Origin of the sequence: Pseudoalteromonas sp. H105 (assembly GCF_001469215.1) — a bacterium.
Lineage (GTDB): Bacteria > Pseudomonadota > Gammaproteobacteria > Enterobacterales > Alteromonadaceae > Pseudoalteromonas.
This window is the reverse complement of the sequence record NZ_LOFH01000001.1, coordinates 599,831-612,536: the sequence shown is the minus strand read 5'-3', so window position 1 is coordinate 612,536 and position 12,706 is coordinate 599,831. Positions and strand designations below refer to the sequence as shown.

Genomic DNA, 12,706 nt, shown 5'->3' with positions numbered 1-12,706 from the left:
TTATATGAAGTATTTGCTTTATGCGGGGTTAACTACCTTGGCCTTTCTAAGCTCTGTTGTTCCAGCAGCACCGCAGCCCGCAATAAGCGCTCCCAAAGCGCAAAAAACACTTTTAACAGATATTGAATACAACGGTGAAAAACTTGTTGCTGTCGGTAAACATGGCACGATTATTACTAGTACTGATGCAGTAAAGTGGGATCAAGCAATAGTACCTACCCAAATATTACTCACCGCTGTTAATTTTATTAACGAGCAAACTGGTTGGGCTTGTGGTCACGATGCCACGATTATTCATTCAACCAATGGCGGAGCCAATTGGCAGTTACAACATGTTAATGAGCAACTTGACAAACCCTGTTTAGATATTATGTTCACTGACAACCAGACCGGCTATGCAGTAGGCGCTTATGGTATGTTTTATGAAACAAATGATGGCGGTAAGCAGTGGAATAAACGGTTTTTAGAGTCGTTATTGCATGAAGATGATAGAGACTATCTTGATGATTTAAAAGAGACTGACCCAGAAGGGTATGAAATTGAAACAAGTTCAATCTTGCCTCACTTCAACCGTATTGTCGCAGCAGGTGACGAATTAATTATTGTTGGCGAAATGGGATTAATGGCACGCAGTCCAGATAAGGGTAAAACATGGCACCGTGAAGACGAAATCTACCCAGGCTCATTTTTTTCTTATGCTCAGGACGAAAAAGGCCAGGCGTTAGTCGCAGGATTGAGAGGTAATATTTTTACTCGTACAGGGACTGAGCCATGGCTTCATATTAAAAATAAAAAGACAGCGACTGTAAACAGTATTTTAAATATGGGTAACCAAAGTTGGTTATTATTAGCTAACAGTGGTGTTATTTTTCATTATAAAAATAAACAGCTCACAGTTGAACAGTTGCCAAATGGCAAGTCTATATTAGATGCTGTTATCTTTGAAGATAATCTCATTATGGCATCTGAAGATGGGATCAAAATTAAGGGGATTACTCCGTAATGCAGGGGATATTAGATTTCTTAGAAAAAGCGGTGTTTCGTCATCGCTTAATAATGCTTATCAGTTTTGTGTTGCTCACATGCTTACTTGCCTTTAAAGCGACTCATATTCAGCTCGATGCTTCTTTTAATAAAAACATTCCATTAAATCATGACTATATGAAAGTCTATTTGAAGCATGAGAAGCAATTTGGCGGTGCAAATAGTATTCTTATTTCTGTGTGCGATGATAGTGGAGATATATTTAACCCAGACTTCTTTACACAGTTGAAAGCGGTTCACGATCAGCTCTATTTTATACCCGGAGTTAACCGTCCACTTGTAAACTCTATTTATTCTCCGAGTGCTCGATTTGTTGAAGTGGTTGAAGACGGTTTTGCCGGTGGTCCAATTATTCCGGCTAATTTTAAGGCCGATGCTGAAGGCTTAGGTGTTGTTAAGCAAAATATTGAGAAGGCTAAAGTCGTTGGGCGCATGATTGCATCTGATTACTCGTGTGCAATGGTAAGCGCACAGCTATTAGAAACAGATCCTCAAACTCAAGAAAAGCTAGATACTTTAGCATTCGCTGAAAAGCTTGAAACTCAAATCCGCGAGCCATTAAGTACTGAGAATGTAAGTATCCATATCATTGGTTTTGCAAAAATGGCCGGTGACATTGCCGAAGGCGCAAAAGGCGTTGTTTTATTTTTTGCCATTGCTATTGCATTCACTTTTATCATGGTCTGGCTGTTTTGTGGAAGCTTGAAGCTGACTATACTCCCCATTGCTTGCTCAATCATTGCGGTTGTTTGGCAATTAGGTTTGTTATCTAGCCTTGGTTTTGGCCTTGATCCTATGTCGATTCTTGTTCCTTTCTTAGTCTTTGCAATAGGTGTGAGCCATGGTGTGCAAATGATTAACGCGATAGGTAAAAAGGTTGCACAGGGTAAATCCACACGTGTATGTTGCCAATCAAGTTTCAGGGCTTTACTTGTTCCTGGGGGTATCGCGTTACTCTCTGACACGGTGGGCTTTTTGACTCTATTGACTATTGATATTGGTATTATTCGTGAGCTTGCTATCACTGCAAGTTTAGGTGTAGCTGTTATTATTTTCACTAACTTGATTTTACTGCCTGTGTGGGCGTCATATATGCGTTTTGAAAACGCAGTGCATATTCAATCGGGCAACACGAAAAAACCTAACATGTTAGATAATCTTCGTGAGCTTTTAGTCAAAGCGACAGACCCTAAAATTGCAAAAGTTATCATTGTCTTTACGTTAGTACTTTTTGCGTTGGGTTATTGGCAAGCAGACAAAATGCGTATTGGTGATTTACATGCAGGTGCCCCTTCATTACATCAAGATGCGAGATATAACCAAGATACTTTTTTAATCTCTGATAAATACACCATTTCTTCAGATATTTTAAAAGTGTTGGTAGAAGCTTATCCAGCGGCATGTACTGACCATGGTGTGATGGAGCGAGTTAGCCGTTTTCAATACAAAATTGAGAACTTAGCAGGTGTTCAATCTGCTGTTAGTTTGAGTTCAGTCGCACAATCTGTCAATGCAGGGTACAACGAAGGTAATCTAAAATGGCAAACACTTCCTCGTAATACGGCCAGCCTAGTGCAAGCGAGCGCACGGGTTGAAACCAGTACAGGTTTACTTAACGGTGACTGCTCAGTTATGCCTGTGATTATCTTCTTAGACGATCATAAAGCAGAAACTATCGATAACGTGATCAGCAATGTAAAGGAATTTGCAAAACAAGAGCAGACTGATCAACTACAATTTAAATTAGCATCCGGTCCGGTAGGTGTTATGGCAGCAACGAACGAATCTGTAGCGGCTGCGCAATTACCTATGATGATTTATGTTTATGGTGCGGTGATTATATTATGCTTGATTAGCTTTAGGAGTGTTAAAGCTACCATTGCGGTTGTATTACCATTGTATATCGTATCAACGCTAGCACAGGCCTTAATGGTTCAGTTACAAATAGGCTTAACCGTTTCGACATTACCAGTGATTGCATTAGGTGTGGGTATTGGTGTTGATTACGGGATATATATTTTGTCATCGATGATGGGGCAGCTAAAGCAAGGCGTTGCGTTACCGATAGCATACCGCAATGCATTAGCAGAGAGAGGCAGTGCCGTATTGTTCACAGGTATAACCCTAGCGATAGGTGTGAGTACATGGATCTTCTCAGATCTTAAGTTTCAGGTTGATATGGGGATACTTCTTACTTTCATGTTCCTAGTGAATATGCTGGGTGCAGTGCTGTTATTACCAGCAATAGGTAGCTTACTCTGGACCGACCAGAAAAAATAATGTGAATATTTTTGCTCCTAAATGGCCTTTATAGGCCATTTATATCTATATTTTGTGAATAGATGACCAAATAGCTGAAATGCTTAAAATGTTTTCATCGAAAGGGCTGTTTATTGGCTGTAAAAGGGTTAGAATTTAACTGACTCCACACAATTAAATTGCTGTACACATATTCTATCCACAAAGGGTAGTAATAGATTAAGGAACATACAATGACACGAAATGAAGGGCAAGCCTCGGTTATCTTAGATAATGTCTGCAAGCTGATCCAAAAAAAAGTTCACGCTGATAATGTGTTACTCGTTGAGAAATTCGCCAAAGCCTTGTACAGCAATATGTCTAAAGAGGATTTGGCAAATCGCAACGATAGTGACTTATATGGCGCTGCACTAAGCCTATGGAACTCGCTAGAAAAAAATAACTCAGATAATGCGGTTATCCGTGTTTTTAATCCTGAAGTAGCTAAAGATGGTTGGCAATCATCACATACGATTGTTGAAATTATTGCTAAAGACATGCCATTTTTAGTTGATTCAGTACGTATGGCTATGAGCCGTGCTAATATCGCATCTCACTTATTACTGCATTCTCCGTTAAAAGTTCAACGCGACAGTACTGGTCAAATCTCTGCAATATCGAATTTAAAAGCAGAGCAAGAATCAACATCAACAAAAACTGTTTTCTTTATAGAAATTGATCGTCAAACTGACTCTGGTGTGATTGATTCTTTCAAACAAGAACTAGAATCGGTTTTAGTTGATGTCTCAACCGCAGTCGAAGATTGGCAACCAATCCGTGAAAAACTCATATCAGTAAGCAAAGATTTGCCAACAAGAAAGCATACATCTAATAAAGTAGAAGTTGCAGAAACGGTCGAATTTTTAGATTGGCTTGTGAAAGATAACTTCACATTAATGGGTTATCGCCAATATGATTTGCAGCCTGTTCAAGGTGATTACCAATTAAAGGGTAAAATGGATTCAAGCTTAGGTTTGATGAAAAACGTCACAGATGATCACACTCGTTTATTATCAGAATTACCAGAAGTTGCTCGCCAAGAAGCTCGAAGTAGTAATTTACTGATTTTAACCAAAACTAATTCACTTTCTCGTGTGCATCGTCCGGCTTATATCGATTATGTTGGTGTAAAGCGCTTTGATGATGAAGGCAATGTGATTGGCGAAGATCGCTTTATCGGTTTATTTTCGTCTAGTTTTTATAACAACAGCGCAGCAGATGTACCGGTACTAAAAAGTAAAATAAATCGCATTATGGAAATGTGTGATTTTGCTAAAGGTACACACGCATATAAAGCAGTTTTGAATATTTTAGAAACATACCCGCGTGATGAGTTAGTACAAGCACGTGAAAATGAGCTTCTCGAAGTTGCAATGGGCGTATTACAGGTCCAAGAACGCGATATGTGTCGCTTGTTTGTTCGTAAAGATGCCTATGGTCGCTTTTTCTCATGCATGGTTTATGTTCCACGTGAGCGCTACAACACAGCACTTCGTCGTGAAACACAAGTCATCTTAGGGAATGCTTTTAATTCTGACGAAAAAGTAGAATTTACTACTTTCTTCTCTGAATCGACTTTAGCCCGCACACATTACACTGTTCGTGTAACCAACAACGATATCGAATACAAAGTGAAAGACATAGAAAATAATTTAATTGAAGCGGCCCGCACATGGGAAGATAAACTACAATCTGCATTACTTGAATCTGCGGGTGAGTCTCGTGGTAATGACCTTAATCGTAAGTATAGCAATGCATTTGCACGGTCTTATAAAGATGAGGTGTTACCAAGTGCTGCAGTTGTAGACATTGAAAAACTTGAGTTGCTTAATGATGAAAACAAACTAGAAATGTTGTTTTATCGCCCTCAAGAAGAAGCGAATACAAACATTGTACGCTTGAGCTTATTCCATAAAGATGAGCCAATTCACTTATCTGATGTCATGCCAATGCTTGAAAACTTTGGACTACGTGTTATTGGTGAAACACCTTATTCGGTAAAAACAAGTGATGGTCGTATTAATTGGATCATGGACTTCTCAATGTTACTCGACAACCAAGGTGTTGCTGATTTCGATAAAATATCAGCGCGTTTTCGTGCAGCACTGACCAATGTTTGGAATAACCGCCTAGAGAATGACGGTTTTAACCGCTTAGTTTTAATGGGTGGCTTAACGGGTCGTGAGGCATCAATTTTGCGTGCTTATGCTAAATATATGCGCCAAATAGGGGTCACATTCTCACAAACGTATATTGAAAGTACGTTTGCTAATTACCCGCATATTGCTACGCAGATCGTAAATTTATTCGCAAAAAAATTCTCTGTTAAAAGCCCTGCAAGTAGCAAGACCCTTGATAAATTGATCGCTCAAATTTATCTTGAACTTGAAAATGTTGCTAACTTAGATGATGACCGTATCATACGTTTATACGTGGATATGATCATTGCAACGCTTCGTACTAACTATTTCCAAAAAGATAATACAGGCGTGTTTAAGTCTTACGTCTCGTTTAAGGTTCAGCCAAGTTTAATTCCAGATATGCCACTCCCATTGCCAGCATTCGAGATATTTGTTTACTCGCCGCGTGTTGAAGGTGTGCATTTACGTGGTGGTAAGGTTGCGCGTGGTGGTTTACGTTGGTCAGACCGTCGTGAAGATTTTCGTACTGAAGTTCTGGGTCTAGTAAAAGCTCAGCAAGTTAAAAATACAGTAATCGTGCCAGTTGGTTCTAAAGGTGGTTTTGTATGTAAACAGCTACCAAGTGATCGTGATGCGTTCTTCAAAGAAGGGCAAGAGTGTTACAAGATCTTTATCCGTGGCTTATTGGATATTACAGATAACATTATTCAAGGTGAGATTGTTCCTCCGAAAGATGTGACGCGTCATGATGAAGATGATGCTTATCTTGTTGTTGCGGCAGATAAAGGCACGGCTACATTCTCTGATATTGCTAATGGTATTGCTAATGAATATAACTTCTGGCTTGGTGATGCGTTTGCATCAGGTGGTTCAGTAGGTTATGACCATAAGAAAATGGGTATTACCGCTAAAGGTGCGTGGGAGTCTGTTAAACGTCACTTCCGCGAAATGGATATAGATTGTCAATCAACTGATTTCACTGTGGTTGCTGTAGGTGATATGGCGGGTGATGTATTCGGTAACGGTATGCTTCTGTCAAAGCATATTCGTTTACAAGTAGCCTTTAACCATATGCACATTTTTGTTGATCCTACACCGGACTCTGCTACTTCATACCCAGAGCGTGAGCGTTTATTTAATTTACCACGCTCATCATGGGAAGATTACAATAAAGACTTAATTTCTGCCGGTGGCGGTATTTTCTCTCGCGCGGCTAAATCAATTAGCTTAAGCCCTGAGATGAAGAAAATGCTTGGCACTAAGAAAGCTAGTATGACACCCAATGAATTGATCAAAGCATCACTAATGATGGAGTTTGATTTACTTTGGAATGGGGGTATCGGTACATACATTAAGAGTAGCAAAGAAAGCGACGCTGACGTAGGTGACCGTGCAAATGATGCACTACGTATCAACGGGGCAGAATTAGGAGCTAAGGTCCTAGGTGAGGGTGGTAATCTTGGGGCTACCCAGTTAGGTCGTATTGATTTTGCTGCTAAAGGGGGTCGTGTAAATACTGACTTTATCGATAACGTGGGGGGGGTTGCGTGTTCTGATAATGAAGTCAATATTAAGATTCTACTAAATAGTTTAGTGACTGCGGGTGATTTAACACGTAAACAACGTGATGAGCTTCTTTATTCTATGACTGACGAAGTTTCTGAATTAGTACTAGATGATTGTTACCGTCAAACGCACACGCTTTCGATTACGCAATCTAAAGGTTCTTCAACATTAAAGGAAAAAATTCGTTTTATCCATGCGCTTGAAAAAGACGGCAAGTTAAATCGCGCAATCGAGTTTATTCCAACAGACGAAGAGTTAGCAGAACGCGCTGCTGCGGGTAAAGATTTGACGCGTCCTGAGCTTTCAGTATTAGTGTCTTATTCAAAAATGGTGTTGAAAGAATCATTAGTATCAGAAGAGATCACTGAGAATCCTTACTATCGTCAATTGTTAGTTAATTCTTTCCCAGTTCCTTTACGTGAAAAGTTTAATGAAGCAATGGATAACCATCCATTACGCAAAGAAATTATTGCGACTAAATTAGCAAATAATATTGTTAATGATATGGGCTTAAATTTCATGATTCGTATGCAAGAAGAAACAGGAGCGAATGAAGCTGAAGTTGCGCTCTGTTACTCTGTTGCGAACGAAGTATTTGAAATGGATGCAACGTGGGATGCGATTGTATCGCTTGACAACAAGATAACAGCCTCAGTGCAAACAGAAATGTTGTATCAACTACGTCGTACGGTTAGACGTGCAACACGTTGGTTCTTACGTCACCGTAATAAATCACAGAATATAGAGCAAACAATTGCTTTCTTCGCCCCTACGTTTAGCGATTTAAGTGCCAATTTAAATAGCTACATGGTAGAGAGTGAAGGTGAACGATTAGTTAATGCGGCAGATAAGTTAATAGACAGTGGTGCACCTGCTGATTTGGCAAAACGTATTGTCGCACTTTCAAGCTTATTCTCTGTTATGGATTTGGCCGAAGTTGCGAATAATTCTGGCCGTAGTATTGATATGGTATCTAATACCTACTTCAAGTTGGGTGCTCGTATGGGCTTGCATTGGTTCCTTGACCAAATTACTAATCAACCAGTGGCTAATCATTGGCAAGCACTAGCACGTGCTTCATATCGTGAAGAGCTTGATTGGCAGCAACGTACGTTATCGCAGGTTGTATTAAACGGCTTTGAAGGTGATGACAAAGACGTTGATAGTCAAATTAATCAATGGATGGATAGCCAAGAGTTATTGTTACAACGTTGGAAGCATATGCTTGCAGAGTTTAAGACATCACAAAGCCATGACTTTGCCAAGTTCTCAGTGGCATTACGTGAATTGATGTTACTTAGCCATAACTGTGACACATCAGCAAAATAAGCATTTTTATACGCTTATTATTTTCTAACGTGAAAATAATAAGTTAATAGCTTACAATACCCCAGCCTAGTCTGGGGTATTTTTTTATATAGAGGGTTTTTTAATGTTTTATGATCTTGCTCGCCGTTTTATGTTCACCCGTGATGCGGAATGGGCCCATGAATTTGCATTACATAATTTGCGCCGATTTACAAATACACCATTTAGTGCAGCATGGTCACAATCAGTAGCAGATCACCCTGTAGACTTTTTAGGCTTGAAATTTAAAAACCCTGTAGGCCTAGCGGCAGGGTTAGATAAAAATGCTGAATGTATCGATGCATTCGCTCAAATGGGCTTTGGTTTTATTGAAGTCGGAACGGTGACACCCAGACCTCAAGCTGGCAATGATAAGCCGCGTATATTTCGCCTACCAGAGTCTAATGCGATTATAAACCGCATGGGCTTTAACAACAAAGGTGTTGATAATCTTGTTAATAACGTAAAAGCGGCAAAATACGACGGTATTTTAGGCATTAATATCGGTAAAAATAAAGATACGCCCAATGAGCAAGGTAAAGACGATTATATTCATTGTATGCGTAAAGTTTTTGAACATGCTTCTTATATAACCGTTAATATCTCTTCTCCTAATACGCCGGGCCTTCGTGATTTACAATACGGTGAAGCATTGGATGATTTACTTCAAAGCCTTAAAAGCGAACAATTAGATTTAATTTCAAAACATAACAAGCAGGTACCAATGCTTGTAAAAATTGCACCCGATTTAGATGAAGTTCAAATTAGCCAAGTCAGTGAGTCTTTAATTAAGAATAATATTGATGGTGTTATAGCAACAAATACCACTTTAGAACGTGCAGCAGTTCAAGGCCAACAATACGCTGATGAAGCCGGTGGATTATCAGGGCTTCCTGTGCGGGAGCGTTCAACCCACGTTGTAAAAGAACTTAAACGTCTAACACACGGGAAATTACCTATTATTGGAGTGGGCGGTATTGATGATGCAGCGAGTGCTAAAGAAAAACTGGATAACGGTGCTGATTTGATTCAAGTGTATACCGGTTTTATTTACAAAGGCCCGCAATTGGTAAATACGATCCTTTCTGGCTTATAAGGATCAGTTATGTAAGCTTTTGATCGTTCGATTAATGTTCTAATAAAACATGTATTAAATGGTCAGAAGCGACTATAATTAAGAATTAAAGATCTAATGGAGTCATTAAGCAGCGCATGTTACAAGCATCGAAACAATGGAAATGGATAGCTTGTCCGAAGCTAAATCGTTTGTTGGTTGACTTAAACCAAGAGATGCAATTGTGCACGCCTTATAAACTTCGTCAATTAACAGATTCTGTTTTACATCACAGTGAATTTAGCCTTGAAGACGCTGCTTTTTATCAACAAGTTTATCAATATCTTGATTCTTTTAATTTGTGGCAAGCTGCAGAAATTTGTCAAATCGCATTAAATGCAACAGCAGCAAAATACCACTTAAAGCCAGTATTAGCTAAAAGTTGGTTTTTTGATATTTACACGGGCTGTGAGCCAAGTGTAGAAGCGATTATTAAATTGAATTCCCGTCAACAGAGTGGTGATTTTTTGATCATTGATCACAATGAAGATGCTTCTTTGTGTATTAGCTTATCTGAGCACTTTCAATTAGATGAAAATCTTAGTTTAAATCAATTTGAGGTTATAAAAGTGCTGAATAATCGGGTACACCCTATTTATACCCAAGCACAAAGTAGTAAAACTGCTTAGGGAGATTTACTCTTTGTTGCTCAGTTTTAACTTAGCCTACGAGGTTACAAACATCGCGCTGCGATTAATCAGGCTCCTAGGTGTAACTAATTTTGAGCCGTAAAAGCCAGCTGACCCTAGGTAAATTTCACACCTTCATCCCATTATCACGTGTTTGTACGCCAACCTATGTTATAATCCCGCGCAATTAGCTACTAAGGGTTTTTACTTTGCAATTTATCGCGCTTACTTCTATCGGAATCGAAAATTTATTGGTTGATGAACTTACTGAAGTTGGGGCTACAGTTACCAAACAAACAGTGGGTTCGGTGCGTTTTGACGCAGACACAACACTTGCACAAAAAGTGTGTTTAATGAGTCGTTTTGCAACACGTGTCATGATGTTGATTGAAGAAAAAGAGGGCGTAAATGACAAAGAAAGCCTTTATAAATTTGCACGACTCCAACCTTGGCAAGAGTGGTTTGGGCCAACCCAAACGTTTGCTGTTGATTTTAATGGGACTAATGACGCATTAAAAAATACGCAATTTTCTGGTTTAGTTATTAAAGACGCAATTGTAGACTATTTTAATGATTTGTATGAACAACGACCAAATGTAGATAAGCAAGATGCAAATGTGCGCGTTGTTGCGCGATTATCTCGCCAAGGCGTTGCCATGTATATCGATTATTCAGGCCCGCGTTTGTCAGAACGCGGTTACCGCGAGGGACAAGGTAAAGCACCCATTAAGGAGCATTTGGCAGCTGCACTTATAAAACGCAGTGGTTGGCTTGAAAACGTACAGCAACCTTTGTTCGATCCCTGTTGTGGTGCTGGCACCATTTTAATCGAAGCGGCTGGTATGGCACGTAACGAAGCGCCTGGTTTATTCCGTGAAGGATTTGCTTTTGAAAGATTACCAAGTTTTCGAGTAGCCAAATTTAATGCGCTACGAGAAGAGTTAATTGCTCAAATTACGGCGCCTAAATTATGGTTAATTGGCCATGATTATGACAGTCAGGTACTGGGTAAAGCGGTTGATAATGCTAAACGTGCAGGGCTTGGTGATGTCATTAAATTTAAGCAAAGCGATGCCACAAAATTAACTTCAGTTGCTAAATTACCAGGTGTTGTTATTTCAAATTTACCGTATGGCGAGCGAATAGGTTCAATGGCTGAGCTTGTTGATTTACATCGCAGTTTAGGCACGGGCTTTAAAAAACATTTTAATAATTGGAAACTTGCGCTGTTAGGAATGGACGAAAGTTTATTCAAACTGTTAAAACTCGTTAAGCTTAAACGTTATAAATTTAAAAATGGCCCGCTTGATGTCGTTCTTAACTTATATCAGCTAGATGACAAGCAGGTAAGTCAAACATCAGAAGATAAGCCCGCTCTTAATTTTGAAGGGTCCATGTCGTTTGCTAACCGCGTTAAAAAAAATAAGCAAGGTTTAAAAAACTGGCTAAAGCAAAATGACGTTCATGCCTATCGTGTTTATGATGCAGATATTCCTGAATACAATGTAGCTGTGGATGTTTATGGTGACTCTGCCGTAATTTTTGAGTATGCAGCGCCAAAAGAAATTGACGATGCAACTGCCCACAAACGGCTTCAAGATGTGATTTCGTTAACAGCTCAACAACTTAACATTTCTCCAGAAAATATAGCTGTTAAGGTACGTAAAAAGCAAAAAGGGGAAGAACAATATACCCCAATGGCCAAGCAAAACCGTACACAAGTGATTGAAGAGTTTGGGGCTAAATTTAAGGTTAACCTGTTTGATTATTTGGATACCGGTTTATTTTTAGACCACCGTCTTGCCCGTCGCTATATCCAAGAAAATGCACAGGACAAACGTTTCTTAAACCTGTTTGCTTACACAGGCACCGCTTCTGTTCATGCTGCATTAGGTGGTGCAAAAGCGATAACAACCGTTGATTTATCGAAAACCTACCTCAAATGGGGTCAGGATAATTTTGAACTCAATAACATAAGTAATACGCGCTATCGATTTGAACAAGCGGATTGCTTAAAGTGGTTAGAGTATGCAACGAGTCAATATGATTTAATCTTTTTAGATCCACCGACTTTTTCAAACTCAAAACGCATGAAAGATGCGTTTGATGTTCAACGTGATCATATTAAATTATTAACGTGGGTTAAAAAGATTTTAAGTCCTTCAGGTACGCTTATCTTTTCTAATAATAAGCGTGGATTTGCAATGGACGAGGTCGGTTTAATTGGGCTTGGTTTAAAAGCGGTTAATATTTCTGATAAGACGCTATCGCCAGATTTCAAACGCAACAAACAAATCCACAATAGTTGGTTAATAACTCATGGTTAGTTGGACCCTTTACCATACTGATGGCTGTCATTTGTGTGAAGAAGCGTTTGAACTTATTGAGCCACTGGCAACAGACACGGTTGCCTTGCACCGTGTTGACATCATGATTAGCGAACAGCTAATAGCTGAATATCAACTAACAATCCCCGTTTTAAAAAGCGAACACGGCCAGCAGTTAAATTGGCCGTTTACTGCGCCTCAAGTGCAGCAGTGTTTTACGCAATCAGAATAAGAGTACAG

7 protein-coding genes are annotated in these 12,706 nt (G+C 39.4%); all 7 read left to right on the top strand.

The annotated features are described in order from the left end of the window. Window positions 1-4: 4 nt before the first annotated feature. Window positions 5-1,003 carry a WD40/YVTN/BNR-like repeat-containing protein gene (locus ATS75_RS02640; protein ID WP_058558864.1) on the top strand — a complete coding sequence of 333 codons (999 nt, stop codon included), beginning with the start codon at window positions 5-7 and terminating at the stop codon, window positions 1,001-1,003. Beyond that, complete coding sequence (locus tag ATS75_RS02635) at window positions 1,003-3,324, top strand: efflux RND transporter permease subunit (protein WP_058558863.1); 2,322 nt, start codon at window positions 1,003-1,005, stop codon at window positions 3,322-3,324. The genes ATS75_RS02640 and ATS75_RS02635 overlap by 1 nt, the downstream gene beginning before the upstream one ends. Before the next feature lie 212 nt (window positions 3,325-3,536). Next, on the top strand, window positions 3,537-8,378 hold the full coding sequence (locus ATS75_RS02630; protein ID WP_058558862.1) for an NAD-glutamate dehydrogenase: 4,842 nt from the start codon (window positions 3,537-3,539) through the stop codon (window positions 8,376-8,378). A 103-nt stretch (window positions 8,379-8,481) separates the two neighbouring features. Beyond that, window positions 8,482-9,492, top strand: coding sequence for a quinone-dependent dihydroorotate dehydrogenase (gene pyrD / locus ATS75_RS02625; protein WP_058558861.1), 1,011 nt, complete (start codon window positions 8,482-8,484; stop codon window positions 9,490-9,492). 116 nt (window positions 9,493-9,608) lie between these two features. Beyond that, the gene (locus ATS75_RS02620; RefSeq protein WP_058558860.1) at window positions 9,609-10,139 is read left to right on the top strand and encodes a cell division protein ZapC domain-containing protein; all 531 of its coding nucleotides are present in this window, start codon (window positions 9,609-9,611) and stop codon (window positions 10,137-10,139) included. Window positions 10,140-10,348: 209 nt separating this feature from the next. Next, window positions 10,349-12,466, top strand: coding sequence for a bifunctional 23S rRNA (guanine(2069)-N(7))-methyltransferase RlmK/23S rRNA (guanine(2445)-N(2))-methyltransferase RlmL (rlmKL, locus tag ATS75_RS02615; RefSeq protein WP_058558859.1), 2,118 nt, complete (start codon window positions 10,349-10,351; stop codon window positions 12,464-12,466). Then, window positions 12,459-12,698, top strand: a complete 240-nt coding sequence (locus ATS75_RS02610; RefSeq protein ID WP_058558858.1) for a glutaredoxin family protein — start codon at window positions 12,459-12,461, stop codon at window positions 12,696-12,698. The genes rlmKL and ATS75_RS02610 overlap by 8 nt, the downstream gene beginning before the upstream one ends. The last annotated feature ends 8 nt before the right edge of the window (window positions 12,699-12,706 follow it).

Bases quoted from the DNA above. Each gene is read 5' to 3' on its own strand.
- ATS75_RS02635 (WP_058558863.1), top strand. From the start codon at position 1,003: ATGCAGGGGATATTAGATTTCTTAGAAAAAGCGGTGTTTCGTCATCGC.
- ATS75_RS02610 (WP_058558858.1), top strand. From the start codon at position 12,459: ATGGTTAGTTGGACCCTTTACCATACTGATGGCTGTCATTTGTGTGAA.
- ATS75_RS02640 (WP_058558864.1), top strand. From the start codon at position 5: ATGAAGTATTTGCTTTATGCGGGGTTAACTACCTTGGCCTTTCTAAGC.
- ATS75_RS02630 (WP_058558862.1), top strand. From the start codon at position 3,537: ATGACACGAAATGAAGGGCAAGCCTCGGTTATCTTAGATAATGTCTGC.
- ATS75_RS02620 (WP_058558860.1), top strand. From the start codon at position 9,609: ATGTTACAAGCATCGAAACAATGGAAATGGATAGCTTGTCCGAAGCTA.
- pyrD (WP_058558861.1), top strand. From the start codon at position 8,482: ATGTTTTATGATCTTGCTCGCCGTTTTATGTTCACCCGTGATGCGGAA.